The sequence below is a fragment of the Pseudogulbenkiania ferrooxidans 2002 genome (assembly GCF_000174355.1).
Classification (GTDB): Bacteria; Pseudomonadota; Gammaproteobacteria; order Burkholderiales; family Chromobacteriaceae; genus Pseudogulbenkiania; species Pseudogulbenkiania ferrooxidans.
The window spans coordinates 384349-409513 of record NZ_ACIS01000001.1; the positions used below are offsets into that span (position 1 = coordinate 384349).

Consider the following 25165-nt stretch of genomic DNA (forward strand, 5'->3'; position numbering starts at 1 on the left):
CGCTTACAACCCCATCGGCGGGCCGCGGCGCTCGCTGCTGCTCGCGGTGCTGGCCGAGGCCTGCCCCACCACCACGCGTTCGCCTTGCTTCAGGCCGGACAATACCTGGGCGCTGACGTTGTTGTTGAGACCGATCTTGACGCGGCGCGGGCTCGGACGACCGTCTTGATCCAGCACCGTGACCGTATACACGCCGTCCTGACCGCGCTCGCCCAGCGCGGTGGCGGGGATGGTCAGCACGTTCCTGGCCTCGGCCAGTACGATGGACACCTGCGTGGTCATCGAGATGCGCAGCTGGTGGTCCGGGTTGGGCACGTCAAACAGGCCGTAGTAGTAGATGGCGCTGCTACTACTGCTCGACGAGTTGCTCGAGCTCGACGAGGACGAGCTGCTGCTGGTGCTGCTGTCGGCCGCGTCGCTGAGCGACTGCGGGCCGGGGTCGATGGCGCGCAACGTGGCGCGGTAGCGCCGGTCGGGAGCACCGAGGATGGTGAAGTACACCGGCAGGCCCGGCTTGACGCGGGTGACGTCGCCCTCGGAAATCTCCGCCTTGACGGTGACGGTGTCGAGTTGGGCGATCTTGACGATGGTCGGCGCCGACTGGCTGGCGTTGACGGTCTGGCCTTCTTCCACCGGCACCGCCACAACCACGCCGTCGATCGGCGCCACGATCTTGGTGTAGCCGAGGTTGAGGCGGGCGGTGTTGAGCGTGATGCGTGCCTGTTCGATCTCGGCCTGAAGCTGCGCCACTTCGGCGCGCGCGGTGGCGAGCGAGGCCCGAGCGCTATCGACGTTTTCGCGGGCGGTGGCTTCCTCGGCCAGCATGCTGGTCTGGCGCCGGGCGTCGAGGTCGGCCTTGGTTAGCGCCGCCTGCTTGACGCGCAGCTGGGCCTGTTTGCTGGCTAGCGCCGCCTCGGCGTCGAGCAAAGTGTTCTGCTGGCTGCGCGGGTCGATTTCCGCCACCAGCTCGCCCTTCTTCACCTGCTGCCCCAGGCTGACCTTGAGCGATTTCACCTCGCCGGACACCTGGGCGCCGACGCTGACCTGCTTGAGCGCCTTGACGGCGCCGCTGGCGAGCACACTGTCTTCGAGGTCGGCGCGCGTCACCGGCGCGGTGAGGTAGGCCGGCGAGGCCGGTGCGGGAAACAACAGCAGCTTGGCGCCGCCGGCGGCGGCGAGCACGGCGGCCGCCAGCAGCGCGCGGCGTTGCCAGGTTTTCGGAACGAGGGTCATGGTCGATGAGCGCGGCGCGCGCCGGACGGCGCCGGGGTGAGGAAAACGGGCGGCCAGTATGCGGGGGAGGGGTGTGAATCGGGGTTAGCCCGGGTAAAAACAGGTAAAGACGGCGCCAGGGTAAAGAAGTGTAAATAAACGGCGTGGCGGCCGTAGCGGGCGGCGGGACGTGGTAAATAGAGGGCGTACCCATCAATACCAACCCCGCGGGGCGCCAGTGGCAGGCCTTGCCCCGCCTTGTTGAGGAGAACCGCCATGAGCAGTATCGAATCGATCGCCGCCAGTGCCGCCAGCCTGTACGCCATGCCAGCGCTGCGCAAGGCCGTGAACGATGGCCTGAAGGAGGTCGGGAGCGAGGTGGAGTCGGTCGGCAACGCCATCGGCTCCGGGCTGTCGTCGCTGGGCTCGGCCATTTCATCCGGCGTCGGCAGCGTGGTGGACGAATTCACCACGCTGGGCAAGACCATCGATACCTATATCTGACGTTCCGGGCGGCGTGGCGCCGGGCCCGGTGTATTCCTCCCCTGCCAGGTTGGCCGAAGACGGAGCCCTCTCCCTCTTCGGCCAACCTTTTGCCCTGGCGTGCCCGGCCGTGCTCGGCGCGCGCGCCTCTGCGCTAGAATGCGGGCAACACGTGTCAAGCCGGGTCGAGTGCGATCCGGCTGCGAGGGATGGAGTGAACGATGGCGAATAGCCGAGCGGTCCTGACGCCGCAGGACGGACCCAAGGTGCTGCTGGTCGACGACGACGTTGAACTGGCGGAGATGCTGCGCGACTACCTCGAGCGCGAAGGCTGCATGGTCGCGCTCGCCGCCAACGGCAGCGACGGCCTGGCGCTCGCCCTGAGCGGGGACTATCACCTGCTGGTGCTCGACGTCATGATGCCCGGCATCAACGGCATCGAGGTACTGCGCCGGCTGCGCCAGCAGAGCGCGCTGCCGGTGCTGATGCTGACCGCCAAGGGCGACGATCTCGACCGCGTGCTCGGGCTGGAACTGGGCGCGGACGACTACGTGCCCAAGCCCTGCACCCCGCGCGAACTGCTGGCGCGCATCCGCGCCATCCTGCGCCGCGGCGCCCTGCGCGAGGTGCGCCAGGTCGAGAGCGACGTGTTGCGCGAGGGCGCACTGGCGATGTGGCCGCGCGAGCGCCGCGCCGAGTGGGACGGCCGTCCGCTGGAGCTCACCAGCACCGAATTCAGCCTGCTGGCGGAGCTGGTGCGCCAGGCCGGGCACCCGGTCAGCAAGGGCGAGCTGTCGGAACGCGCGCTGGGCCGTCCGCTGGCGCGCTTCGACCGCAGCATCGACGTGCACATGAGCAGCATCCGCCAGAAGCTCGGCCCCTTGCCCGACGGCCGCTCCTGCATCCAGACCGTGATCCGTCGCGGCTACCAGTTCATCAAGGCCTGACCCATGGGACGCCTGTTCTGGAAACTGTTTCTGATCCTGTGGCTGGCCCAGATCACCACCGCGCTCGGCGTCGGCGTCGCCTTCAGCCTGCGCCATCAGTTCGAATCCCCGCGCGCCACTGAACTGGCGCGACAGGACCCGGCGCAGCGGCCGCCGCCGCCTCCCCGGCACGGCCCGGTGCCGCCGGAGCCGCTGCTGGTGGGGTTGGTGGCGAGCCTGATCTTCGGCGCGCTGCTGGCGCGCTACCTGTCCAAGCCGATCCGCCTGATGCGCGGCGCCTTCGATGCCGTGGCCGAGGGCAACCTCAAGGTCAACCTGGCCCAGCAACTGGGACGGCGCCAGGACGAACTGGCCGACCTCGGGCGCGACTTCGACCTGGTGGCGCAGCGGCTGCAGGGGCTGATGGACGACAAGAAGCGCCTGTTGCACGACGTCTCGCACGAACTGCGCTCCCCGCTGGCGCGGCTCAGCGCCGCCGTCGACCTGGCACGCCAGCAGCCGGAAAAACTCGACACCTGGCTCGAGCGCATCGAGCGCGAGGCCGGGCGCATGGACCAACTGGTGGGCGAGCTATTGGCGATCGCCCGGCTCGACGCCGAGGGGGCCACCGGCGGCGAAACCCTGTCGCTGCGCGACTTCCTCGTCGCCCTGGTGGCCGACGCCCAGTTCGAGGCCGGCCTGTCGGGCTGCCGCGTGGAACTGCAGATCGAGCACGACGGCAGTATCGCCGCCCGCCCGGACCTGTTGCGCCGCGCCGTGGAAAACGTGCTGCGCAACGCTATCCGCTACAGCCCGCCGCACAGCGTAGTGCAGATCCGGGTGACGCCGCTGCCGGATTGCGGGCAGGTACGCCTCGCCATCCACGACCACGGCCCCGGCGTACCGGAAGCCGAGCTGGCGACGATCTTCGAGCCGTTCTTCCGCAGCAGCGGCAGCGACAACCAGGGCTACGGGCTGGGGCTGGCCATCGCCAAGCGGGTGATCGTCGCCAGCGGCGGGCGCATCGCCGCCGCCAACGCCGCCGAAGGCGGGCTGATGGTCAACATCGAGCTGCCGCTGGCCTGAGCGCGTGTTCACCGCGCCCATGGCCGACGACGACAGTGACGCGGTGACGACAGGGGGAGCCGTGCGTCCCCCGGCAGGAGGGGGGCGCGAAAAGGGCGCCGGGGACAAAAACGGACGGAAGGAAAGCAAAAAGGGTTAGCGAAAAGATGTCGCTAACCCTTTGAATTCTTGGCGCACCCGATTGGAATCGAACCAACGACCTTCAGCTTCGGAGGCTGACACTCTATCCAACTGAGCTACGGGTGCTTTGCAGAGCAGGCGGATGATAGCTTAACTGCCCCGGCGCGTCCAGTGAGGGGCTTTTGCCATGCCGAGAGGGTTCTCGTATAATCCCCCTGATTTCTTCATTGTCATTAATATTTCAGGCGAGGCTCGGAATGAGTAATGGGAACGGGATGGCCCCGGGACAGGTTGTCAAGGTCCTGATCGGCGTCGTTGTCTTTCTGGTCGTGGCGATCTGGCTGCTGGCCAAGCTGGCAACCAGTGGTTTCAACGTGGATGCCGAAGTCATGACCAAGGAAGCGGTAGCCGCTCGCCTGAAACCGGTCGGCGAATCCGTCGCCAGCGACGCGCCCCCGGGCATGCGCAACGGTGAACAGGTGTTCAAGGCCATCTGTATTTCCTGTCACGGTACCGGCCTGGCCGGCTCGCCCAAGTTCGGCGACGCCGGCGCCTGGGCGCCGCGTATCGCCAAGGGCTTCGACACCCTGGTACAGCACGCGCTGGGCGGCTTCAACGCCATGCCGGCCAAGGGCGGCGCCGCCGACCTGAGCGACGACGAAGTGAAGCGCGCCGTGGCCTACATGGCCAATGCCGGCGGTGCCAAGTTCACCGAGCCGAAAGTCGGCGGCGAAGGCGGCGCGGCGCTCGACCCGAACGTGGCCGGCAAGAAGATCTTCGACAGTGTTTGTACCGCCTGCCATTCCACCGGCGCCGCCGGTGCGCCGAAGTTCGGCGATAAGGCCGCCTGGGCTCCGCGTCTGAAGCCGGGCCTGGACGAAGTGGTGAAAATCGCCACCAAGGGCCTGAACGCCATGCCGCCTAAGGGTGGTTTCACCGGCAGCGACGAAGAATTCAAGGCCGCCGTGGAATACATGGTGAACAACTCCAAGTAAGCCTGCCTAGGCTTTCCAGATACCAGAAACGCGCCCTCGGGCGCGTTTTTTTATGCCCTGCCGCCACGGCCCGAAACCTTCCGGCGGGCGCAAGCCGCCTCAGTCGCGTGGTGCCTGCTCCGACTCGGGCCAGCTCAGGCCGTGTTCCCGCAGCAGCGGCTCCAGCCAGTGGCGCAGCCGGTCGCAATGCTTTCCCTCCCAGTACAGCTTGCGGCAGCTCTGGCAGCGGTAGAAGTGGCGCTGGTAGGCGAAGACGCGCGGCGGTGTCTCGGCGGCGACGCTGGCGCGCGTCACCGCTTCGATGGCGCCGTTGCAGCGCGCGCAGCGGCTGAACAGGCGCAGCTGACGCCACAGATCGAAGCGCTCCAGTACCTCGAGCAGCTGCTCGCGCGGCATGATGGCACGCAGGAAGGCGCCGTGCGTCACGGCATTGCGCTTCAGCAGCCCGACGTCGCGCGTGAGCAGGATGCGGTGCTCGGCCAGCGCGACCTGCGCCAGTTCCTCGTCCGGCCAGTCGTTGCGGTACAGCGTATCGAGCCCGAGCAGGCGCAGGTAGCGCGCCAGCCGGCCAAGATGGACATCGAGCACGAAGCAGGGGTGGCGTAGCGGCGCCGGGCGCAGCCGGTTCAGCTCGGCGAGGTCGAAGCGCTCGAAGGTCGGGTAGACCGCCACCCGTTCGCCGCCGTGCAGATGGTGCTGGAAATCCACCGACACACCGTCCACCAGGATCAGGTCGACCTCGGTATGCGGCACCCCCAGCGCCTGGATGCGGTCCTTGACAGTGGGGCTGCCGCTGAAGGCATGGCGAAAACTGACCTTGCGCAGAGCGGGCGGCAAAAAATCGTTCAGCTCCTCGTAGAAGCGGAATTCGCAGTGCTTGAGGGACTTCGGGGCGCGCGACATGTATGCACTATAACCCTAGAAACAGCCGCTGTTTTGCCGTGGCGTGGCAGCGTGCCGGGAGCGCACGGCGGCCAGCGGCGAACCCGGACGATTGGCTGCGGCCAGGCGACAAGGGGCGCCAAGACCGCCAACTTGAGTGGAGTGAGCGATATGGACGTTTCATGGATTGTCGTCGCCGACAGCCGGCGCGCACGGATTTTCCAGCCCGAGGCCGGTGGGCACAAGCTGACGGAAACGGCGGAAATCAGCGCGGAGGAGGGGGAGGCCGCCGCGGGCGGCAACCATGCCGAGCCGCCGCGCGGCGGGCACCGGACCATGGTGACGCGCAGCGACCCGCAGGAGCACGATGCCGCCGCGTTCGCCCGCAAGCTGGCGAACGCCCTGACCCAGGGGCGCGCCGACGGCCGTTTCGAGCGGCTGGTGCTGGTGGCGCCGCCGCACTTCCTCGGCCAGTTGGGCGAGTGCCTGCCCAAAGAGGTCGAGCGCATGGTGGCGCTCAAGGTGTCGCAGGAACTGACCCATCTCGATGCCGCGGCCATCCGCGAGCATCTGCCGGCGCGCTGGTGAGCGCCGCTTTCATCCGGTGGCCGCGCTTCGCCCCGTGAGCGTCGGTGGCCTTCTGCGCGGGCGAGGCTCTGCGAGAGACTCGCTCCGCCCTGATCCTCGGGTACGCCGCGGATGCTACGGTTTCCTGGCGCCTGCGGCGGTCACGCTGTCCGGGCGGTTTCGCCCTAGCTGAAACACGTTCTCCGTCCAGGTCGATGGCGGCACGCTACTCGGCGCCGCCCTTGCCCTTCTTGCCTTCCAGCATCGCACTCAGGCTCGCCAGCCGCGACTTGCCTTCGCTCTTGCTGACCACCGGCTCGGCGCCCGGCTTGCCGAAGTGGCGCAGGTCGTCGCCGTTGATCTCGTCGATGAAGCGCGACGGGTCGACGAACTGCCACTCGCCGGCGCGCCTGCGCTTGACGCAGTGGGTCAGCGTCAGGCTCCTCTGGGCACGGGTGATGCCGACGTACATCAGCCGCCGCTCCTCCTCGATCATGCCGTTTTCCACCGATTCGCTGTGCGGCAGGATGCCTTCCTCGCAGCCCACCAGGAACACGTGCGGGTACTCCAGGCCCTTGGAGGCGTGCAGTGTCGACATGTGCACCGCGTCCAGCTCGCCCTCGTCGCGCCCCTCCAGCATGGTGATCAGCGCGATCAGCTGGGTCAGCTCGATCAGGTTCTTGTTGTCGGCCTCGCCCTTCCTGGCGAGCCAGGCCACCATCTCCTGCACGTTCTTCCACTTGGTCTCGGCGGCGCGCGGGCTGTCCTCGCTGTCGTACAGCCAGGTCTCGTAGCCGATCGCCTTGAGCATCTCCTGCGCCAGCTCCCCGGCCGGCTCGCGCAGCGCGCGGTACTGCAGATGGTTGATGAAGTCGCAGAACTGCGTCAGCGGCTCCAGCTGGGCGTGCTGCACCTGCAGCCGGAAGCCTTCCTCGTACGCCGCGGCAAACAGGCTCTTCTTGCGCTCGCCGGCCCAGGCGCCGAGCTTCTCCAGCGTGCCGGCGCCGACGCCGCGCTTGGGCGTGGTCAGGGCGCGGATGAAGGCCGGGTCGTCGTCCGGGTTGGTGATCAGCCGCATGTAGGCGATCACGTCCTTGACCTCGGCCTTGTCGAAGAAGCTCTGCCCGCCGGACATCTGGTAGGGGATGCGCTGGTTGCGCAGCGCCTGCTCGAAGATGCGCGCCTGGTAGTTGCCACGGTAGAGGATGGCGTAGTCCTTGAACTCGGTGCGGCATTCGAACTTGTGCGCCAAGAGGCGCTGCACCACCACCTCGGCCTCGTGCTCCTCGTCCTTGCAGCGGATGACGTGGATCGGCTCGCCCAGGCCCAGTTCGCTCCACAGCTGTTTCTCGAACAGCTTGGGGTTGTTCGAGATCACCGAGTTGGCGGCGCGCAGGATGCGCGCGGTGGAGCGGTAGTTCTGCTCCAGCTTGATGATCTTGAGCTTGGGGAAATCCTGCTGCAACAGGCGCAGGTTCTCCATGTTGGCGCCGCGCCAGGCGTAGATGCTCTGGTCGTCGTCGCCCACCGCGGTGAACATGCCGCGCACCCCGGTCAGCAGCTTCACCAGCTGGTACTGGCAGGTATTGGTGTCCTGGTATTCGTCGAGCAGCAGGTAGCGCAGCTTGTGCTGCCACTTCTGCAGCACCTCCTCGTTGTTGCGGAACAGCTCCACCGGCAGCCGGATCAGGTCGTCGAAGTCCATCGCCTGGTAGGCGGTGAGGGTGTCCTGGTAGGCGAGGTAGGTGGTGGCGCAGATGCGTTCCCACTCGTTTTCGGCCAACGTGAGCGCCTCCTCGGCGCTCTTGAAGTCGTTCTTCCACAGCGAGATTTGGCTTTGCACCTTGCGCACCTCGTCCTTGGCGGTGGTGCGCAGCAGATCGGAGATGATCTTGCCGGCGTCGTAGGCGTCGAGGATCGAGAACTGTGGCTTGTAGCCCAGGTGCGGCGCCTCCTGGCGCAGGATTTGCATGCCCAGCGAGTGGAAGGTCGACACCGTCAGCCCGCGCACCTCGGCCGGCGTCATCAGCTTGGTGACGCGCTCCAGCATCTCGCGCGCCGCCTTGTTGGTGAAGGTGATGGCCGCGATGTTGCGCGCATCCATCTTCGCCTCGCGGATCAGGTGCATGATCTTGAAGGTGATCACCCGGGTCTTGCCGGAACCGGCGCCGGCCAGCACCAGCAGCGGGCCGTCGAGGTAATGGATGGCCGCGCGTTGCGGCGGATTGAGCTGGGGTGCTGACATGGCGTTTCCGGTGGGAGGCGCGCGCCGGAGGGGGCGCGTCGCAAATCGGTAATGCAGGCCGGGCATTGTAGCATGCGGTATCATCGCGCTAGTGCGGACGGCCCTTTTCTGCCGGTCTGCCAATCGAGGACAATCAACCATGGCAACCTACGCAATCGGCGACATTCAGGGCTGTTTCGGCCCGTTCCAGCAACTCTTGCGCCAGATCGAATTCAACCCTGGACGCGATACGCTCTGGCTCACCGGCGACCTGGTCAATCGCGGCCCCGAGTCGCTCGAAGTGCTGCGCTGGGTGTTCCGCCACAGCGACAAGGTGCAGATCGTGCTGGGCAACCACGACCTGCACCTGCTGGCGGTGGCCGAGGGCTTTGGCAAGGTGCGCTCCGACGACACCCTGCTCGACATCCTCAACGCCGGCGACGGCAAGCTGCTGCTCGACTGGCTGCGCTGCCAGCCGCTGATGATCGAACAGCAGGGCTACGCCATGGTGCACGCCGGCTTGCTGCCGGAATGGACCGTCGATCGTGCCATGGGGTTGGCCGAAGAAGTGGAAGACTGCCTGTCCGGGCCGCGTTACCGCGACTTCCTGTCGCGTCTCTACGGCAACAAGCCGACGCGCTGGAGCGACGAGCTCAAGGGCATCGAGCGCCTGCGGCTGGTGGTCAACGCCATGACGCGCATGCGCCTGGTGACGCGCGACGGCGAGCTGGACCTGGCGTTCAAGGGCGAACTCGACAAGGCGCCCGCCAACCTGCTGCCGTGGTTCGACGCGCCGGGGCGGCGCAGCGCCGGCACCCCGATCATCTGCGGGCACTGGTCGGCGCTCGGCCTCTACGTCACCGAAGACATCCTCTCCATCGACACCGGCTGCCTGTGGGGCGGCAGCCTTACCGCGCTCAGGCTGGAGGATCGGCAGGTGTTCTCGCTGCCGTGTCCGGCCGAGCAGGCGTTATCCTGAGCCCACGCACGATCTCGTCGCGTGCCGCCTCGGCCAGCTCGAAGCGGGTCGGCTCGCGGCTGGTGCCGGCGGCGCTGATGCGGCTGCCGTAACGCAGCTCCACCCGCATCGCCGGGGTGGCCAGGATGCTGCGCAGGCTTTCCATGAAGGTGGTGTCGCCGGCGTAGGCGGCGGCGGTGCACGGCGTGTCGTGCGGCGTGCGGTAGCTCAGCGCCACCGGCTGCACCGTGCCGCGCGACTGGCGCACCGATTCGAACAGCGAGGCCTTGAACGGCAGCAGCACGCTGCCGTCCGAGGTGGTCGCCTCGGGAAACACCGCCATGCAGCCGCCGTTCTCCAGCGCCCGCGCCAGGTGCTGGTTGACGCGGCTGGCATCGCGCCGGTTGTTGCGGTCGATGAACACCGTGCCGGCGCTGGCCACCAGCCAGCCCGCCACCGGCCAGCGCTGGATCTCCCGCTTGGCGACGAAGCGCGACACCGTCGAGCTGTTCAGCACGAAGATATCCAGCCACGACACGTGGTTGGCCACCAGCAAGGTGTTGTTCGGGTAGAACCCGGGCGAGTCGCCGGACACCTCCACCGTCACCCCCAGAATCTGCAACAGCTTGCGCGACCAGCGCTGCGTCACCACGGCGCGTTCGGCGTAGGCCAGGCGCGGGAAGCGGGTGGCGACGATGATCAGGCCGATGGCGATGTGCCATCCCATGCGGGCCAGACGGAAACAGCGGGTGGGCAGCGAAGTAGGGCGGGTCGGGCGCATCGGCAACGGCGAGGATGGGGAAGGAAGGCGATGCTCCGACTCTACCATGGCTGGCAATGCGGACAGTAGTAGGAACTCCGCTGCCCCTGGCGAATCTGACGTATCAATGAGCCGCAGGTGTGGCAGGGCTCCTCGGCGCGACCGTACACCGCGTAGGTCTGCTGGAAGTAACCGGGCTTGCCGCTGGCACCGACGAAGTCGCGCAGCGTGCTGCCGCCGGCCTCGATGGCGCGTGCCAGGATGCTCTTGATGGCCGCGGCCAGGCGCTCGCAGTCGGCATGGGTCAGGCGGCGTGCGGCACGTCCCGGACGGATGCCGGCCTGGAACAGGGACTCGTTGGCGTAGATGTTACCCACCCCCACCACCACATGATTGTCCATCAGCAACTGCTTGATCGACGTCGTGCGCCCGCGGCTGGCGCGGTACAGCGTGTCGGCGTCGAACGCGTCGCCGAGCGGCTCCGGTCCCAGCGCCGCCAGCAGCGGGTGGAACTCCACCGGCCCGATGTGCCACAGCATGGCGCCGAAGCGGCGCGGGTCGCGATAGCGCAGCGCGGTGCGCCCGTCCAGGATGAGATCGATATGGTCGTGTTTTTGCGGCGGCGTGTCGGCCGCCACCAGCCGCAGGCTGCCGGACATGCCAAGATGCACCAGCAGCGTGCCGCTGGCGAACTCCAGCAGCAGGTATTTGGCGCGGCGGCGCACCGCCAGTACCGGCAGGCCGCTGAGGGTCGCGGCCAGTGCCGGTGGCACCGGCCAGCGCAGGCGTCCCTCTCGTACCACGACGTCGGTGATGGTGGCGCCGGTGAGGTGTGGCTCGACCCCGCGCCGGGTGGTTTCCACTTCAGGTAATTCTGGCATGTTATTCCACGCTCCACGGCCATCAATAATATCAATGAGCGTGGTATTCTACGCTTTCGCCGGGTCAAGATTCCATGCACATGAAACCGTTAAACCGAACCCTTCCCCTCCTCCTGGTGCTGCTGCTGTCCGCCTGCGCGGTGACTCGTCCGCCTGAACGCAGCGCGGCGCCGGCCACCCCCCAGGCGGAGGCGACGGACAACGCGCCCGACGACGACGGTGCCGACGCCGCCAAGGCCGAAGCCACCGCGGCCGACGCCAGGCTGCCCAAGGTCGAACTCGACAGCCACATCCTGTTTGGCGTGCTGGCCGGCGAGATCGCCGCCCAGCGCGGCGCGGCGGGGGCGTCGGCGGTCACCTATCTCGACCTCGCACGGCAGACCCGCGACCCGCGCCTGGCGCAGCGTGCCGCCGAGTTCGCTCTGTTTTCCGGCCAGCTCAAGGTCGCCTCCGAGGCGCTGACGCTGTGGGTCGAGCTCGACCCCGACTCCGACATCGCGCGCGAACAGCTGCTGATCACCCTGCTGCGCTCCGGCAAGCTGGCCGAAAGCCGGCCCCTGGTGGAAGAGCTGCTCAAGCGCGAGCCGGCACGCGCCGGCGCCGTTTTCGTGCAGCTGGCGCGGCTCACCGCGCTGCAGGGCGACAAGCAGGGGGCCTACCAGCTGATCCAGCAACTGGCGGAGCGTTACCCCGATCTGCCGGAAGCACGCTTCGCGGTGCTCGCGGTGGCGGCGGAGGTCGGCAACGAGAGCGTAGCCGAGCAGGAGCTCGACCGCCTGGCGCGCATCGCCCCCAAATGGGATCTGCCGGTGGCCTGGCAGACCGACAGGCTGCGCCGCAGCGACCTCAACGCCGCAATCGCTTTCCTGAAAAAAGAGCTGGACCGGCGCCCCGACGCCGGTCTGGAGCTGAAAATGGCGTATCCGCGCCTGCTGGTCGGCGCCAAGCGTTTCGACGAAGCGCGCCGCGCCTTCGAGGCACTGCTCCAGACCCAGCCCAAGAATGCCGAGTTGCTGTACGGTGCCGGCCTGCTGGCGTTGCAGCAGCGCGACCTGCCCGTGGCCAAGCGGCACCTGGAAGCGGCGCTGGCGGAAAAGCACCCCGAAAGCGACTTCATCCGTTACACCCTCGGCCAGTTGGCCGAAGAGCAGGACGACGTACCCGGCGCCCGGCGCTGGTACGAAGCGGTGGGGCAGGGCGCGCAATACCTGCCGGCGCAGGGGCGTCTGGCCGAGCTGGACGCCGCCGCCGGCAACCCCGACGTCGGCATCGCCCGACTGCAGAAGCTCGAGATCGGCGGCACGGGCCGCGTCCAGGTGGTGCTGGCGCAGTCGCAGATCGCCCGTGAGGCCAAGCGTTACGACCTGGCGCACGCCCTGTTGAGCCAGGCGTTGCAAGAAGCCCCGGGCACCCCGGAGCTGCTCTATGAACGGGCGCTGGTGGCCGATCTGATGGGCAACGTCGACGGCGCCGAGAGCGACCTGCGTGCCTATCTCAAGGAAAAGCCCGACGACCCGCAGGGACTCAACGCCCTCGGCTACACGCTGGCCAACCGCACCACGCGCTATCAGGAAGCCTTGGGCCTGATCCAGAAAGCCCTGCAGGCCGAGCCGGACAACCCGATGGTGCTGGACAGCATGGGCTGGGTGTTGTTCAAGCTGGGCCGTCTCGAGCCGGCGCGCGAGCACCTCGAGCGTGCCTTCGCGGTGTCGCCGGACGCCGAGATCGCGGCGCATTATGGCGAGGTGCTGTGGCAGCTCAACCGCCGCGACGAAGCGCGCGCGGTGTGGCAGAAGGCCACCGGTAGCGAATCCGGCCTGGAAATGCTGAAGAACACCGTGCACCGCCTGGAGCAGCCATGAGCCGCTGGCTGGCACTGGGCCTGTGCGGCCTGCTCTTGACCGGCTGCGCCACGCGCGACGTCGCGTTCCGGCCGCAAGCCGAGGCGACCCGGCCGCGCGATACCCCGTTTTCGATCTCCGGCCGGCTGTCGGTCAAGGCCGACGGCAAGGGGCAGGTCGCCAACTTCGACTGGAATCACGATGCCGTGCGCGACCAGCTGTCGATCAACAGCCCGATCGGCTCGACCGTGGCGCGCGTCGAGCGCGACGAGAACGGCGTGACGCTGCAGGCCGACGGCAAGACCTACCAGGCGGCGGACGTGGAAAGCCTGACACAAGAGGCGCTGGGCTGGCCCTTGCCGCTCTCCAACCTCGCCTGGTGGATTCGCGGCCAGGCGGCGCCGGACTGGCCGCAGAACGTCTCCGCTGACGGTGTGCTGCACCAGCAGGGCTGGTCCATCCGTTTCGTCAGCGACGCCGATCAGCCCGGCCCGTACCCGAAGCGGGTCGAAATGGAGCGCGACCGGCTGTCGATCCGCCTGGTCGTGCACGCCTGGCGCTGAGGATCGCTCCATGGTCTTGTCGCGTACTCCCCGGGGCTTAGGTGCCGCTCTGCGCGGGCGCGGCTCCGGTGGCGATTCGCGCCGCCATGATCTTCCGGTATTCCATACCCATTCCGGTGCCAGTGCCGTTTATCGCCCTCTAGAGGGCGGCGCGCGACCGACCCTGAACCGGTTCTGAGTTTTCCCCATAATTCCGTTTTTCGAGTTCTTCCGACATGACCGCCGTCTTCCATGCCTATCCGGCTCCGGCCAAACTCAATCTGATGCTCAAGGTGGTGGGGCGCCGCGCCGACGGCTACCACCTGCTGGAAACCGTGTTCCGCTTCATCGACTACAGCGACACCGTCGAGCTGGCCGTGCGCGACGACGGCGTGATCGAGCTGCTGAACCCGATCGACGGCGTGCCGGCCGAGCGCGACCTGACGGTGCGTGCGGCACGCCTGCTGCAACAGCACAGCGGCACCTCGCTCGGCGCCTCGATCCGCCTCACCAAGCGCATTCCGATGGGCGGTGGTCTGGGCGGCGGCAGTTCCGACGCCGCCACCGTGCTGCTGGCGCTCAACTCGCTGTGGCAGACCGCTGTGCCGCGTGAAACCCTGATGCAGCTGGGCCTGAAGCTGGGGGCCGATGTGCCGGTCTTCATCTTCGGCCGCAACGCCTTTGCCACCGGTATCGGCGAGGAACTGACCGAGCTGGAGCTGCCCGAAAAGTGGTACGTGGTGTTGCATCCGGGGGTGCATGTGCCGACTGCTGAAATTTTTTCGTCAGAACTGTTGACAAGGGATTCCGACATCAGCATAATGCGAATCCTCGAAACAACGCAGCAACGACGAAACGACTTGCAGCGGGTTGTAACGATTAAGTATCCAGCGGTAAACGAAGCGTTAAGCGAGCTTGGGAAATACGGTTCGCCGCTGATGACAGGCTCCGGAAGTTGTGTTTTTCTGGAGTGCGATTCGGAAATCGAAGCCGATAAAGTTTATAAGACGCTGTCGCAGAAGTACAACGGATTTGTCGCAAAAGGCCTTTCGGTCCACCCGTTGTTCGACAGTATCTAGCCCAGTTACTGGGGAGTCGCCAAGTGGTAAGGCACCGGATTTTGATTCCGGCATTCGTAGGTTCGATCCCTACCTCCCCAGCCAAGAATCTCTACAATATAGAGAACGAGAAAAAAAGCGTGTAAGTTTCCCTTACACGCTTTTTCTTTATTCAGCTAAGGCATAACGAGTTATGGCGGCATACGACAGTTTGATGGTTTTCACCGGGACCGCTAACCCGGAACTCGCCCAGAACGTGGTCAAGCATCTGGACATCTCGCTCGGCCGCGCCGACGTGGGCAAGTTCAGCGATGGCGAGGTGGCAGTGGAGCTGCTCGAAAACGTGCGCGGTCGCGACGTGTTCATCCTGCAGTCCACCTGCAACCCGACCAACGACAATCTGATGGAAATCCTGACCATGGCCGACGCGCTCAAGCGCGCCTCCGCCGGTCGTATCACCGCCGCCATCCCGTACTTCGGCTACGCCCGCCAGGATCGCCGTCCGCGTTCCGCGCGTGTGCCGATCTCCGCCAAACTGGTCGCCAACATGCTGACTTCGGCCGGTATCGACCGCGTGCTGACCGTCGACCTGCACGCCGACCAGATCCAGGGCTTCTTCGACATCCCGGTGGATAACGTCTACGCCACCCCGGTGCTGCTGAAGGACGTCCGCTCGCAGCGCATCGAAGACCTGATCGTGGTGAGCCCGGACGTCGGCGGCGTGGTGCGCGCGCGCGCCATGGCCAAGGCGCTGAACACCGACCTCGCCATCATCGACAAGCGCCGTCCCAAGGCCAACGTGGCCGAAGTCATGAACATCATCGGCGACGTCCAGGGCCGTACCTGCCTGATCGTCGACGACATGATCGATACCGCCAATACCCTGTGCAAGGCCGCTTCCGCGCTGAAAGAGCGCGGCGCCCAGCGCGTGCTGGCCTACGCCACCCACGCCATCTTCTCGGGCCAGGCCATCGATCGCATTGCCAATTCCGACATCGACATGGTGGTGGTGACTGACACCATCCCGTTGTCGGCGCAAGCCAAGGCCTGCCCGAACATTCGCGTGGCCTCCATCGGCGGCCTGCTGGCCGAGACGCTGCGCCGCATCAACAACGAAGAGTCGGTGTCCTACCTCTTCAACGAGGACCTGGTTTCGACGGGCGCCTGCCTGCCGTAAACATCGCGGCGGCTGGTCGCGGCCGCTGCGGTGCCATTCACTTGAACTGGAGTTTTACTCATGTCTTACGAACTGATTGCTGCCAAGCGCGAACAGCTGGGTACGAGTGCGAGCCGCCGCCTGCGTCACGCTGGCAAACTGCCGGCCGTGGTATACGGCGCCAACACCGAAGCGGTTTCCGTGGTACTGGATCACAACCCGGTTTACTACGCGCTGAAGGAAGAAGGCTTCCACACCGGCATCCTGAACCTGGTGATCGACGGTGAGAAGCAGGCCGTGCTGCTGCGTGACTACCAGATGCACCCGTACAAGCAACTGGTACTGCACATGGACTTCCAGCGCGTCGACCTGAACGAAAAGATGCACGTCAAGGTACCGCTGCACTTCGTCGGCGCCGATGCTTCCGAAGCCGTCAAGCTGCAAGGCGCCAAGATCTCGCACGTGCTGACCGAAGTCGACGTGCGCGCTCTGCCGGCCCAACTGCCGTCCTTCATCGAAGTGGACCTGTCCGCCATCCAGGCTGGCCAGACCATTCACCTGTCCGACCTGAAGCTGCCTGAAGGCGTGGAAATCACCGCCCTGGTGCGCGGTGGCGACCAGGCTGTGGCCTCCGCCAGCGGTGCCGCTGCCGCCGAGTAATTCCGCGGTCGTGCACGATCAAGCTCGTTGCGTTGCCTGACGGCCTCGCAACGGGCTTTTTTATTGGAATGCAATCATGTCCGGGATTCGATTGATCGTCGGGCTGGGCAACCCCGGCCCGGAGTACGAGAAAACCCGTCATAATGCCGGTTTCTGGCTGGTCGACGAACTGGCCTGGCAGCACAAGGCGGCGCTGAGAGGCGAAGGCAAGTTCTTCGGCGAAGTGGCGCGCGCGCCGCAGCCGGGCGGCAGCGACCTGTGGCTGTTGAAGCCGATGACCTTCATGAACCTGTCCGGCCAGGCGGTGGCGGCGCTGGCGCGCTTCTACAAGATCGCCCCGGAGGAAATCCTGGTGGTGCACGACGAGCTCGACCTGCAGCCGGGCACCGCCCGCTTCAAGCAGGGCGGCGGGCACGGGGGCCACAACGGCCTGAAGGACATCATCGCCCGCCTCGGCACGCCGAACTTCTGGCGCCTGCGGCTGGGCATCGGCCACCCCGGCGAGCGCAGCGAGGTGGTCGGCTTCGTGCTGAAGAAGCCGCGCAGCGAAGAACAGGGCGCCATCGAGGACGCCATGGCGGCGGCGCTCCGGGTATTGCCGCAAGCCATTGCCGGCGACATGCCGGGCGCGATGAAAACCCTGCATACCGCCGCCAAGTAATTTTCCGGCCGCAAGCCTGCTTCGGCCAACCTTTGCAAAGATTTTCGAGAGGAACGCAGTCATGAGTCTCCAGTGCGGCATCGTCGGTCTGCCCAACGTCGGCAAGTCGACCCTCTTCAATGCGCTGACCAAGGCCGGCATCGAAGCGGCCAACTATCCGTTCTGCACCATCGAGCCCAACGTCGGCATCGTCGAGGTGCCGGACCCGCGTCTGGCCGAGCTGGCCAAGATTATCAACCCGCAGAAGATCCAGCCGGCCATCGTCGAGTTCGTCGACATCGCCGGCCTGGTGGCGGGCGCCTCCAAGGGCGAAGGGCTGGGCAACCAGTTCCTGGCCAACATCCGCGAGACCGACGCCATCGTCAACGTGGTGCGCTGCTTCGACGACGACAACGTGGTGCACGTCGCCGGCAAGGTCGACCCGATCTCCGACATCGAAACCATCGGCACCGAACTGGCGCTGGCCGATCTGACCACGGTGGAAAAGGCGATCCAGCGCGATGGCAAGAAGGCCAAGTCGGGCGACAAGGACGCGATCCGCCTGATCGCGGTGCTGGAGAAGGTGCGCGCGCACCTCGACCAAGGCTTGCCGGCGCGCTCGCTCGGCCTCGACGCCGAAGAGCAGGCGCTGTTGAAGCCGTTCTGCCTGCTCACGATCAAGCCGGCGATGTACGTCGCCAACGTGGCCGAGGACGGTTTCGACAACAACCCGCACCTCGACAAGCTCAAGGCGCTGGCCGACAAGGAGGGCGCTCCGGTGGTGGCGCTGTGCGCGGCGATCGAATCGGAAATCGTCGAGCTCGACGACGCCGACAAGGCCGAGTTCCTGGCCGAGATGGGGCTGGAAGAGCCGGGCCTGAACCGCCTGATCCGCGCCGCCTACAAGCTGCTGGGCCTGCAGACCTACTTCACCGCCGGGGTGAAGGAAGTGCGCGCCTGGACCATCCACGTCGGCGATACCGCGCCGCAAGCGGCCGGGGTGATCCACACCGACTTCGAACGCGGCTTCATCCGCGCCCAGACCATTTCCTACGACGACTTCATCGCCTGCGGCGGCGAAGCCAAGGCCAAGGAAGCCGGCAAGATGCGCTCCGAAGGCAAGGAGTACGTGGTGAAGGACGGCGACGTGATGAACTTCCTGTTCAACGTCTGAGGCGGCCGCCCGCCTGCGCCGAAGACCGTCATCCCCTCGGGTGGCGGTTTTTTTCTTGGCGCGGGCTAGGCAATGCCGTTGGGGATTGTTATAGTTCCATCTGTTATGTTGTTTCTTTAATTTGAAACTAAAGGTTATATTAAAATGAAGAAACTGATCGCTCTGCTGGCCCTAATCGGTGCCACCTCGCACGCCTTCGCCGCAGACCTGCTCGACACCGTACAACAGCGTGGCACGCTCAAGATCGCGCTGGAAGGCACCTACCCGCCGTTCAACTTCAAGGACAAGGACCAGAAACTGGCCGGCTTCGAGGTTGACCTCGGCACGGCGCTGGCGCAGAAGCTCAAGGTGAAACCGGAATTCACCACCGGCGAGTGGAGCGGCCTCCTGGCCGGTCTGCAGGGCGGCAAGTTCGACGTGGTGATGAACCAGGTGTCGATCACCGACAAGCGCAAGGAAGTGTTCGACTTCTCGCAGCCGTACACCATCTCCAGCGCGCAGCTGATCGTGCGCAAGAACGAGAAGCGGGTGTTCAAGTCGCTGGACGACCTGAAGGGCCTGAAGATGGGCGTGACCCAGGGCAGCAACTACGCCGACATGGTCAAGGCGCAGGGCGGCATCGAGTCCAAGTTCTACCCGTCGGCGGCGGAAATCTTCCAGGATCTGGCCTCCGGCCGCATCGACGCCGCGATCAACGACAGCCTGCTGATCCCGTTCGCCATCAAGGAAGCCAAGCTGCCGCTGAAGGCCGGCGCCGCAGTGGGGACGACCACGCAGATGGGCATCCCGTTCGCCAAGGGCAACCCGAAGTTCAAGGCCGCCATCGACGGCGCGCTGACCTCCTTGCACAAGGACGGCACCTTCAAGAAAATCTCGGTGAAGTGGTTCGGGATCGACGTGTCGAAGGCCCCGGGCGGGCGCTGAGGCGCGGCGTGACGCCGGACTGAGGCCGCGGCCGTCTGCCGGACGGTCGAACTGGACGCCCCCGCGGCTTGCGGGGGCGTCGCTGTTTTTGAGGATGAGCGATGGAATGGCTTGAACTGGCGCGGCAGGCGCTGCCGGTACTGATCAAGGGGACGGGGTACACCGTATTTTTTGCGCTCAGCACCATGGTGCTGGGCCTGCTGCTGGGGTTTGTCGTGGCGCTGGTGCGCATCGCCCGCGTGCCGCTGTTGGCACCGCTGCTGGCGTTCTACGTCAGCGTGATGCGCGGCACGCCGCTGCTGGTGCAAATCTTCGTGATCTATTACGGTCTGCCGTCGGTCGGCATCGAGTTCGAGCCGGTCACCGCCGGGGTGCTGTCGCTGACGCTGAACGTGGCGGCCTACCTGTCGGAAAGCCTGCGCGGCGCGATCGCCGGGGTCGAGCGCGGGCAGTGGGACGCGGCGCAGTCGCTGGGGCTGAACTGGTGGCAGGCCATGCGTTTCGTGGTGGCCCCCCAGGCGCTTCGGCTGGCGGTGCCCAGCCTCGCCAACAGCCTGATCTCGCTGATCAAGGACACCTCGCTGGTCTCGGTGATCACCGTGTCCGAGCTGATGATGGCGACCAAGGACGTGATCGCGCAGACCTTCCAGCCCTTGCCGCTGTACCTGATGGCGGCGGCCATCTACTGGGCGTTGAGTGCGCTGTTCGAACAGGTGCAGAAGCGCCTGGAGCTGCGCCTGGCGCATGCCTACCGCCGTTGACAGCGGGCGGCCGATCTGACAATACCGACGCCGGGGCTTCCCCGCCGTCGCCGGCGAAGCGTGCCGGCGTACGGTGGTAAGCTCACGGCCATCTCTGAATCACGGGACGCGATACGCGCAGGCTCTCCATGAAATTCGCCACCAAGACCATCCACAGCGGCTACGACCACCACCAGCACAACCGCGCGCTGATGCCGCCGGTGTACCAGACCTCGGCCTTCGCCCACGACCACGTCGGCGAGGTGCTGGAGTTCGGCTACGCGCGCACCGGCACGCCGACGCGCGCGGCGCTGGAAGCTTGCTTTGCGGCGTTGGAAAACGCCACGCACGGCTTCGCCTTCGGCAGCGGCATGGCCGCCATCGACGCCGTGCTGCGCGCCACCTTGCAGCCGGGCGACGAGGTGCTGGCGGTGGCCGACCTGTACGGCGGCGCCTACCGCCTGCTGACCAAGGTCATGGCGCCGGCCGGCATCACGGTGCGCTTCGCCGACCTGACCGACCCGGCCAGCCTGGCCGACGCGCTCACCCCGGCCACCAAGCTGCTGTGGCTGGAGTCGCCGACCAACCCGCTGCTCAACCTGGTCGACATCGCCGCGCTGACAGCCATCGCCCACCGGCACGGCGTCAAGGTGGCGGTCGACAACACCTTCGCCACGCCCTATCTGCAGAACCCGCTCGATCTGGGCGCCGACATCGTGATGCACTCCGCTACCAAGTATCTGGGCGGCCACTCCGATGTGCTGCTCGGGCTGGTGGCGGTGAAAGACGCCGAACTGGCCAAGTCGATCAAATTCATCCAGAACGCCACCGGCGGGGTGCCGGGTCCGCAGGACTGCTTCCTGACGCTGCGCGGCATCAAGACGCTGCACCTGCGCATGGAGCGCCACTGCGACAACGCCGAGCGCGTGGCCGCCTTCCTGGCCACGCACCCGGCCATCGAGAAAGTGTTCTACCCCGGCCTCGCCGATCACCCGCAACACGAGCTGGCGCGGCGCCAGATGCGGCGTTTCGGCGGCGTGGTCACGGTCTACCTCAAGGACGACAGCCGTGCCGCCGCAAGCCGCGTGGCCGAGCGCCTGCAGTACTTCCTGCTGGCCGAATCGCTGGGCGGGGTGGAGTCGCTGGTCAATCATTCCTACACCATGTCGCACGGCGGCATGCCGCCGGAACAGAAGGCCGCCTTGGGCATCCGCGAGGGTCAGCTGCGTTTCTCGGTCGGCATCGAGGACATCGACGACCTGCTGGCCGACCTGGCCCAGGCGCTGGCCTGACGCGGATGAGCCGATCCGCACGGCACCGCACTCCGGTCCGGGTGATGCCGGCCAGGGAACGGACGCGCGGTGCGAGCCGGCCCCGCCGCGTTTATGCCGGGCTCTTCGGCCAACCTGCGCACGAGCGGAGTGGGCGATGAACCGTCCCCTCCATCTACTGTTCGACTGGGGCGATACGCTGATGGCCGACCTGCCCGGGCAGGCGGACAGCATGTGGCGCTGGCCCGAGGTGCGCGCCATGCCCGGCGCGTACGACACGCTGGCGGCGCTGGCCGGGCGCTTGCCGTGCCACGTCGCCACCAACGCGGCCGAGTCGGGCGCCGACGACGTGCGCCTCGCGCTGGCGCGGGTCGGTCTGGACGACCTGGTCGGGCGGGTGTTCTGCCGCCGCGAGCTGGGCCTGGCCAAATCCGACCCGGCGTTCTATCGCCGCATCGCGGCCGAGCTGGGGGTGGCGCCGCCGCAGCTGTGGATGGTCGGCGACTCGCTCGCCAACGACGTGCACTCGGCCCGGGCCGCCGGTCTCACCGCCATCTGGCTTAATGCCGCAGGGGATACGCCACCGCCCGGCGTGCCGGCGATCGCGGCGCTGCCGCAACTGCTCGAGCTGCTGGCCGACTGAGTCTTGCGCGTCTCTTCGGCCAACCTCGCTGGCATAAAGTAGGGGCTTGCGGTAATATCCGAGTAAAATAGTCGGACATTACGGAGAACCGCCATGCCAGCTCCCGCCGCGAAGTACACCGCCGAGCGTATCCTGTGGAAACATCACTGGACCGACCGCTTGATCAGCTTCCGCCTCAGTCGCGATCCCTCCTTCCGCTTCACCCCCGGACAGTTTGCCCGGCTCGGCCTGCAGATCTCCGAGACCGGTTTCGTCTGGCGCGCCTATTCCATCGTCTCGGCAAGCTGGGACGACTACCTCGAGTTCTATTCCATCGTGGTGCCAGAAGGGGAGTTCACGCCGCGCCTGGCGCGTCTCGAGGTCGGCGACCAGATCCTGGTCGACAAGACCCCGAACGGCTTTTTCACCACCGACCGCTTCCCCGACGGCGAAGACCTGTGGCTGCTCGCCACCGGCACCGCACTCGGGCCCTATCTGTCCATCCTGCACGAGACCGCGGTATGGCAGCGCTTCCGTCACATCGTGCTGGTGCACAGCGTGCGCGAGGCGGCGGAGCTGAGCTACCAGGCCGAGATCGCGGCGCTGCGGCAGCACCCGCTGTGGGCCGAGCACGGCCACAAGCTGCAGTACCTGCCGGTGGTGACGCGCGAAACGCTCCCTGGCACCCTGTCGCAACGCATCCCGACGATGCTGGCCGACGGCACCCTGGAGCGTGCCGCGGGTGTGACGCTGTCACCGGAGCGCTCGCGCCTCATGATCTGCGGCAGCCCGCAGATGGTCGAAGACACCCATCGCCAGCTCAAGGGCATGGGCTATGCCTTGAGCCGGCTGTCGGCCCCGGCCCAGCTGGCGCTGGAGAATGGCTGGTAAGCGCCGGGCGGTTCGCCAGCGTTCCGGCCAGACGCCGGGGTGCCCCCGTCCCGGCCGGCATAAAACAAAACGGCCTCCCGCAGGGGAGGCCGTTGGTTTTCCGTGAGTGCGGCGGCTTACTGCTTAACGCAATCCACGCAGTACACCTTCTTGCCGTTCTTTTCCATCGCCACCAGGCCGTGCACGTCGGTTTCGAAACCCGGCAGCTCGCCGTTGAACTCCTGGGCGAAGCGCAGGTAGTCGACGATGGTGCGGTTGAAGCGTTCGCCCGGGATCAGCAGCGGGATGCCCGGCGGGTACGGCGTCAGCAGCACCGAGGTGACGCGGCCTTCCAGTTCCTCTACCGGCACGCGCTCGATCTCGCGGTGCGCCATCTTGGCGAAGGCGTCGGCCGGACGCATCGCCGGCTCCATCTCGGACAGGTAGATCTCGGTGGTCAGGCGCGCGATGTCGTGCTTGCTGTACAGCTGGTGAATGCGCTGGCACAGCTCGCGCAGGCCGACGCGCTCGTACTGCGGGTACTTGGCGACGAACTCCGGCATGATGCGCCACATCGGCTGGTTCTTGTCGAAATCGTCCTTGAACTGCTGCAGCAGCGAGATCAGCGTGTTCCAGCGGCCCTTGGTGATGCCGATGGTGAACATGATGAAGAAGCTGTACAGGCCGGTCTTCTCCACCACCACGCCGTGCTCGGTCAGGTACTTGGTGACGATGGCGGCCGGGATGCCCATCTCTTCGAAGCTGCCGTCCACGTCCAGGCCCGGGGTGAGGATGGTGGCCTTGATCGGGTCGAGCAGGTTGAAGCCTTCCTCGATGCCGGCAAAGCCGTGCCAGCGCTCGTCCGGCTCCAGTTCCCAGTCGGCCGGGTCGCAGATGCCGTCGTCGGACAGTTCGTTCGGCCCCCACACCTTGAACCACCAGTCGTGGCCGTACTCCTCGTCCACCTTGCGCATGGCGCGGCGGAAGTCCAGCGCCTCCACCAGCGACTCCTCCACCAGTGCCTGGCCGCCCGGCTGCTCCATCATCGCCGCCGCCACGTCGCAGCTGGCGATGATCGCGTACTGCGGGCTGGTCGAGGTGTGCATCAGGTAGGCCTCGTTGAACCAGGCGGTGTCGAGCTGGCGGTTCTGCGGGTCCTGCACCAGAATCTGCGAGGCCTGCGAGATGCCGGCCAACAGCTTGTGGGTGGACTGGGTGGAGAAGATCATCGAGTCCTTGCAGCGCGGGCGGCCCTCGCCGATGGCGTGGAAGTCGCCGTAGAAGTCGTGGAAGCTCGCGTGCGGCAGCCAGGCTTCATCGAAGTGCAGGGTGTCGACCTCGCCGTCCAGCATGCTCTTGATCTCCTCGACGTTGTACAGGATGCCGTCGTAGGTGGACTGGGTGATGGTCAGGATGCGCGGCTTGGCGCCCGGGTTCTTTTCCAGCGCCTCGCGTGCGAACGGGTTGGCCAGAATCTTTTTCTTGATGTTGTCGAGCTGGAATTCGGACTTCGGAATCGGGCCGATGATGCCGTAATGGTTGCGCGTCGGCATCAGGAACACCGGAATCGCCCCTGTCATCATGATGGCGTGCAGGTTCGACTTGTGGCAGTTGCGGTCCACCAGCACGATGTCGCCGGCGGCGACGGTGGAGTGCCAGACGATCTTGTTCGAGGTCGAGGTGCCGTTGGTGACGAAGAACAGGTGGTCGGCGCTGAAGATGCGCGCGGCGTTGCGCTCGGACGCCGCCACCGGGCCGGTGTGGTCCAGCAGCTGGCCCAGCTCGTCCACCGCGTTGCACACGTCGGCACGCAGCATGTTCTCGCCGAAGAACTGGTGGAACATCTGGCCCACCGGGCTCTTCAGGAACGCCACGCCGCCGGAGTGGCCCGGGCAGTGCCAGGAGTAGGAACCGTCGTGGGCGTAATGCACCAGGGCGCGGAAGAACGGCGGCGCCAGCGTGTCCAGGTACGATTTGGCTTCGCGGATGATGTGGCGCGCCACGAACTCCGGCGTGTCCTCGTGCATGTGGATGAAACCATGCAGCTCGCGCAGGATGTCGTTCGGAATGTGGCGTGCCGTGCGCGTCTCGCCGTACAGGTAAAGTGGGATATCCGGGTTGCGGCGGCGAATCTCGGCCACGAAGTTGCGCAGATTGGCCAGCGCATCCAGCGCCTCTTCCGGCGTGCCAGAACCAAACTCCTCGTCGTCGATCGACAGGATGAAGCCGGCGGCGCGGCTCTGTTGCTGGGCAAACGACGTCAGATCGCCGTAGCTGGTATAACCCACGACTTCCATGCCTTCCTTCTCCATCGCAGCGGCCAGCTCGCGGATGCCGGAGCCGCTGGTGTTTTCGGAACGGAAGTCTTCGTCGATGATGACGATGGGGAAATGGAAACGCATGCCTGTGTCCTCATACACGGCGTACCGGAACGTCACCGGCACGCTGGGATAAAGGGCGCTTAGCACCGCGGTACGCATGGGATTGGTAGGGGGTGTTCACCGTCGTTTTGTCACTGCGGACGCACGACGCTAAACCCGCCCTTTGGCAATCGTTTCGCCAGCCGGCTTAGG

General features: G+C 66.4%; 24 protein-coding genes and 2 tRNA genes. 19 read left to right on the plus strand and 7 right to left on the minus strand.

The features are described 5' to 3' along the window. Positions 1-3 precede the first annotated feature (3 nt). Complete coding sequence (locus tag FURADRAFT_RS01910; RefSeq protein ID WP_008952409.1) at positions 4-1233, minus strand: efflux RND transporter periplasmic adaptor subunit; 1230 nt, start codon at positions 1231-1233, stop codon at positions 4-6. A gap of 255 nt (positions 1234-1488) precedes the next feature. Between FURADRAFT_RS01910 and FURADRAFT_RS01915 the strand changes: the two genes are divergently transcribed. The 3 genes from FURADRAFT_RS01915 (at position 1489) to FURADRAFT_RS01925 (ending at position 3707) form a co-directional block, all read left to right on the plus strand. Continuing rightward, a complete protein-coding gene (locus FURADRAFT_RS01915; protein ID WP_008952410.1) occupies positions 1489-1716 on the plus strand; it encodes a hypothetical protein in 228 nt (75 codons plus the stop codon). A 200-nt stretch (positions 1717-1916) separates the two neighbouring features. Next, positions 1917-2642, plus strand: coding sequence for a response regulator transcription factor (locus tag FURADRAFT_RS01920; RefSeq protein ID WP_008952411.1), 726 nt, complete (start codon positions 1917-1919; stop codon positions 2640-2642). 3 nt (positions 2643-2645) lie between these two features. Continuing rightward, positions 2646-3707 carry a HAMP domain-containing sensor histidine kinase gene (locus FURADRAFT_RS01925; RefSeq protein WP_008952412.1) on the plus strand — a complete coding sequence of 354 codons (1062 nt, stop codon included), beginning with the start codon at positions 2646-2648 and terminating at the stop codon, positions 3705-3707. A gap of 169 nt (positions 3708-3876) precedes the next feature. On the opposite strand, the gene FURADRAFT_RS01930 is transcribed toward FURADRAFT_RS01925, so the two are convergent. After that, positions 3877-3953, minus strand: a tRNA-Arg gene (locus tag FURADRAFT_RS01930). Between the two features lie 149 nt (positions 3954-4102). Here FURADRAFT_RS01930 and FURADRAFT_RS01935 point away from each other — a divergent pair. Next, positions 4103-4822 (plus strand): c-type cytochrome, encoded by a 720-nt coding sequence (locus FURADRAFT_RS01935; protein ID WP_014088416.1) that lies wholly within the window; start codon positions 4103-4105, stop codon positions 4820-4822. Between the two features lie 99 nt (positions 4823-4921). Here FURADRAFT_RS01935 and FURADRAFT_RS01940 read toward each other — a convergent pair whose 3' ends face one another. Continuing rightward, entirely contained in the window at positions 4922-5725 is an 804-nt protein-coding gene (locus FURADRAFT_RS01940; RefSeq protein ID WP_008952414.1) for a Mut7-C RNAse domain-containing protein, read from the minus strand. A gap of 150 nt (positions 5726-5875) precedes the next feature. On the opposite strand from FURADRAFT_RS01940, the gene FURADRAFT_RS01945 reads away from it, so the two are divergent. Continuing rightward, entirely contained in the window at positions 5876-6292 is a 417-nt protein-coding gene (locus FURADRAFT_RS01945) for a host attachment protein (protein WP_008952415.1), read from the plus strand. Between the two features lie 205 nt (positions 6293-6497). Here FURADRAFT_RS01945 and FURADRAFT_RS01950 read toward each other — a convergent pair whose 3' ends face one another. Next, entirely contained in the window at positions 6498-8516 is a 2019-nt protein-coding gene (locus FURADRAFT_RS01950) for a UvrD-helicase domain-containing protein (protein WP_008952416.1), read from the minus strand. Positions 8517-8655: 139 nt separating this feature from the next. Between FURADRAFT_RS01950 and FURADRAFT_RS01955 the strand changes: the two genes are divergently transcribed. Next, on the plus strand, positions 8656-9474 hold the full coding sequence (locus tag FURADRAFT_RS01955; protein WP_008952417.1) for a symmetrical bis(5'-nucleosyl)-tetraphosphatase: 819 nt from the start codon (positions 8656-8658) through the stop codon (positions 9472-9474). On the opposite strand, the gene FURADRAFT_RS01960 is transcribed toward FURADRAFT_RS01955, so the two are convergent. Beyond that, positions 9413-10234, minus strand: a complete 822-nt coding sequence (locus FURADRAFT_RS01960; RefSeq protein WP_008952418.1) for a lysophospholipid acyltransferase family protein — start codon at positions 10232-10234, stop codon at positions 9413-9415. The two genes, FURADRAFT_RS01955 and FURADRAFT_RS01960, sit on opposite strands and share 62 nt — an antisense overlap. A gap of 41 nt (positions 10235-10275) precedes the next feature. Beyond that, positions 10276-11094 carry a bifunctional DNA-formamidopyrimidine glycosylase/DNA-(apurinic or apyrimidinic site) lyase gene (gene mutM / locus FURADRAFT_RS01965; RefSeq protein ID WP_008952419.1) on the minus strand — a complete coding sequence of 273 codons (819 nt, stop codon included), beginning with the start codon at positions 11092-11094 and terminating at the stop codon, positions 10276-10278. 80 nt (positions 11095-11174) lie between these two features. Here mutM and FURADRAFT_RS01970 point away from each other — a divergent pair, with 80 nt between their 5' ends. The 13 genes from FURADRAFT_RS01970 (at position 11175) to FURADRAFT_RS02030 (ending at position 22613) form a co-directional block, all read left to right on the plus strand. Beyond that, positions 11175-12956, plus strand: a complete 1782-nt coding sequence (locus FURADRAFT_RS01970) for a tetratricopeptide repeat protein (RefSeq protein WP_236261510.1) — start codon at positions 11175-11177, stop codon at positions 12954-12956. Next, positions 12953-13498, plus strand: coding sequence for a lipoprotein insertase outer membrane protein LolB (lolB, locus tag FURADRAFT_RS01975; protein WP_008952421.1), 546 nt, complete (start codon positions 12953-12955; stop codon positions 13496-13498). The genes FURADRAFT_RS01970 and lolB overlap by 4 nt, the downstream gene beginning before the upstream one ends. A 215-nt stretch (positions 13499-13713) precedes the next feature. Continuing rightward, a complete protein-coding gene (gene ispE, locus FURADRAFT_RS01980) occupies positions 13714-14556 on the plus strand; it encodes a 4-(cytidine 5'-diphospho)-2-C-methyl-D-erythritol kinase (RefSeq protein ID WP_008952422.1) in 843 nt (280 codons plus the stop codon). A 9-nt stretch (positions 14557-14565) separates the two neighbouring features. Further along, positions 14566-14640, plus strand: a tRNA-Gln gene (locus tag FURADRAFT_RS01985). An 88-nt stretch (positions 14641-14728) separates the two neighbouring features. After that, positions 14729-15712: a ribose-phosphate pyrophosphokinase gene (locus tag FURADRAFT_RS01990; protein WP_008952423.1), complete on the plus strand. Its 984-nt coding sequence runs from the start codon at positions 14729-14731 to the stop codon at positions 15710-15712. Between the two features lie 60 nt (positions 15713-15772). Beyond that, positions 15773-16351, plus strand: coding sequence for a 50S ribosomal protein L25/general stress protein Ctc (locus FURADRAFT_RS01995; RefSeq protein ID WP_008952424.1), 579 nt, complete (start codon positions 15773-15775; stop codon positions 16349-16351). A 76-nt stretch (positions 16352-16427) separates the two neighbouring features. Continuing rightward, entirely contained in the window at positions 16428-17012 is a 585-nt protein-coding gene (gene pth / locus FURADRAFT_RS02000; RefSeq protein ID WP_008952425.1) for an aminoacyl-tRNA hydrolase, read from the plus strand. A 61-nt stretch (positions 17013-17073) separates the two neighbouring features. Beyond that, positions 17074-18165: a redox-regulated ATPase YchF gene (gene ychF / locus FURADRAFT_RS02005; protein ID WP_008952426.1), complete on the plus strand. Its 1092-nt coding sequence runs from the start codon at positions 17074-17076 to the stop codon at positions 18163-18165. A gap of 144 nt (positions 18166-18309) precedes the next feature. Continuing rightward, positions 18310-19089, plus strand: a complete 780-nt coding sequence (locus tag FURADRAFT_RS02010) for a transporter substrate-binding domain-containing protein (protein ID WP_008952427.1) — start codon at positions 18310-18312, stop codon at positions 19087-19089. A 101-nt stretch (positions 19090-19190) separates the two neighbouring features. After that, positions 19191-19850, plus strand: a complete 660-nt coding sequence (locus FURADRAFT_RS02015) for an amino acid ABC transporter permease (RefSeq protein ID WP_008952428.1) — start codon at positions 19191-19193, stop codon at positions 19848-19850. A 128-nt stretch (positions 19851-19978) separates the two neighbouring features. Beyond that, the gene (locus FURADRAFT_RS02020; RefSeq protein WP_008952429.1) at positions 19979-21121 is read left to right on the plus strand and encodes a trans-sulfuration enzyme family protein; all 1143 of its coding nucleotides are present in this window, start codon (positions 19979-19981) and stop codon (positions 21119-21121) included. A gap of 136 nt (positions 21122-21257) precedes the next feature. Further along, positions 21258-21743, plus strand: coding sequence for an HAD family hydrolase (locus FURADRAFT_RS02025; protein WP_008952430.1), 486 nt, complete (start codon positions 21258-21260; stop codon positions 21741-21743). Between the two features lie 93 nt (positions 21744-21836). Then, complete coding sequence (locus tag FURADRAFT_RS02030) at positions 21837-22613, plus strand: ferredoxin--NADP reductase (RefSeq protein WP_008952431.1); 777 nt, start codon at positions 21837-21839, stop codon at positions 22611-22613. A 116-nt stretch (positions 22614-22729) separates the two neighbouring features. Here FURADRAFT_RS02030 and FURADRAFT_RS02035 read toward each other — a convergent pair whose 3' ends face one another. Continuing rightward, the gene (locus FURADRAFT_RS02035; protein WP_014088400.1) at positions 22730-24994 is read right to left on the minus strand and encodes an arginine/lysine/ornithine decarboxylase; all 2265 of its coding nucleotides are present in this window, start codon (positions 24992-24994) and stop codon (positions 22730-22732) included. Positions 24995-25165: the final 171 nt, after the last annotated feature.

What these genes read in the sequence shown, in the direction of transcription:
- FURADRAFT_RS01960 (WP_008952418.1), bottom strand. Translation starts at nt 10,234, where the DNA reads ATGCGCCCGACCCGCCCTACTTCGCTGCCCACCCGCTGTTTCCGTCTG.
- FURADRAFT_RS01955 (WP_008952417.1), top strand. Translation starts at nt 8,656, where the DNA reads ATGGCAACCTACGCAATCGGCGACATTCAGGGCTGTTTCGGCCCGTTC.
- FURADRAFT_RS02010 (WP_008952427.1), top strand. Translation starts at nt 18,310, where the DNA reads ATGAAGAAACTGATCGCTCTGCTGGCCCTAATCGGTGCCACCTCGCAC.
- FURADRAFT_RS01950 (WP_008952416.1), bottom strand. Translation starts at nt 8,516, where the DNA reads ATGTCAGCACCCCAGCTCAATCCGCCGCAACGCGCGGCCATCCATTAC.
- ispE (WP_008952422.1), top strand. Translation starts at nt 13,714, where the DNA reads ATGACCGCCGTCTTCCATGCCTATCCGGCTCCGGCCAAACTCAATCTG.
- lolB (WP_008952421.1), top strand. Translation starts at nt 12,953, where the DNA reads ATGAGCCGCTGGCTGGCACTGGGCCTGTGCGGCCTGCTCTTGACCGGC.
- FURADRAFT_RS01920 (WP_008952411.1), top strand. Translation starts at nt 1,917, where the DNA reads ATGGCGAATAGCCGAGCGGTCCTGACGCCGCAGGACGGACCCAAGGTG.
- ychF (WP_008952426.1), top strand. Translation starts at nt 17,074, where the DNA reads ATGAGTCTCCAGTGCGGCATCGTCGGTCTGCCCAACGTCGGCAAGTCG.
- FURADRAFT_RS01940 (WP_008952414.1), bottom strand. Translation starts at nt 5,725, where the DNA reads ATGTCGCGCGCCCCGAAGTCCCTCAAGCACTGCGAATTCCGCTTCTAC.
- FURADRAFT_RS01970 (WP_236261510.1), top strand. Translation starts at nt 11,175, where the DNA reads ATGAAACCGTTAAACCGAACCCTTCCCCTCCTCCTGGTGCTGCTGCTG.
- mutM (WP_008952419.1), bottom strand. Translation starts at nt 11,094, where the DNA reads ATGCCAGAATTACCTGAAGTGGAAACCACCCGGCGCGGGGTCGAGCCA.
- pth (WP_008952425.1), top strand. Translation starts at nt 16,428, where the DNA reads ATGTCCGGGATTCGATTGATCGTCGGGCTGGGCAACCCCGGCCCGGAG.
- FURADRAFT_RS02015 (WP_008952428.1), top strand. Translation starts at nt 19,191, where the DNA reads ATGGAATGGCTTGAACTGGCGCGGCAGGCGCTGCCGGTACTGATCAAG.
- FURADRAFT_RS02020 (WP_008952429.1), top strand. Translation starts at nt 19,979, where the DNA reads ATGAAATTCGCCACCAAGACCATCCACAGCGGCTACGACCACCACCAG.
- FURADRAFT_RS02035 (WP_014088400.1), bottom strand. Translation starts at nt 24,994, where the DNA reads ATGCGTTTCCATTTCCCCATCGTCATCATCGACGAAGACTTCCGTTCC.
- FURADRAFT_RS01935 (WP_014088416.1), top strand. Translation starts at nt 4,103, where the DNA reads ATGGCCCCGGGACAGGTTGTCAAGGTCCTGATCGGCGTCGTTGTCTTT.
- FURADRAFT_RS01990 (WP_008952423.1), top strand. Translation starts at nt 14,729, where the DNA reads ATGGCGGCATACGACAGTTTGATGGTTTTCACCGGGACCGCTAACCCG.
- FURADRAFT_RS02025 (WP_008952430.1), top strand. Translation starts at nt 21,258, where the DNA reads ATGAACCGTCCCCTCCATCTACTGTTCGACTGGGGCGATACGCTGATG.
- FURADRAFT_RS01995 (WP_008952424.1), top strand. Translation starts at nt 15,773, where the DNA reads ATGTCTTACGAACTGATTGCTGCCAAGCGCGAACAGCTGGGTACGAGT.
- FURADRAFT_RS01910 (WP_008952409.1), bottom strand. Translation starts at nt 1,233, where the DNA reads ATGACCCTCGTTCCGAAAACCTGGCAACGCCGCGCGCTGCTGGCGGCC.
- FURADRAFT_RS01945 (WP_008952415.1), top strand. Translation starts at nt 5,876, where the DNA reads ATGGACGTTTCATGGATTGTCGTCGCCGACAGCCGGCGCGCACGGATT.
- FURADRAFT_RS01925 (WP_008952412.1), top strand. Translation starts at nt 2,646, where the DNA reads ATGGGACGCCTGTTCTGGAAACTGTTTCTGATCCTGTGGCTGGCCCAG.
- FURADRAFT_RS01915 (WP_008952410.1), top strand. Translation starts at nt 1,489, where the DNA reads ATGAGCAGTATCGAATCGATCGCCGCCAGTGCCGCCAGCCTGTACGCC.
- FURADRAFT_RS02030 (WP_008952431.1), top strand. Translation starts at nt 21,837, where the DNA reads ATGCCAGCTCCCGCCGCGAAGTACACCGCCGAGCGTATCCTGTGGAAA.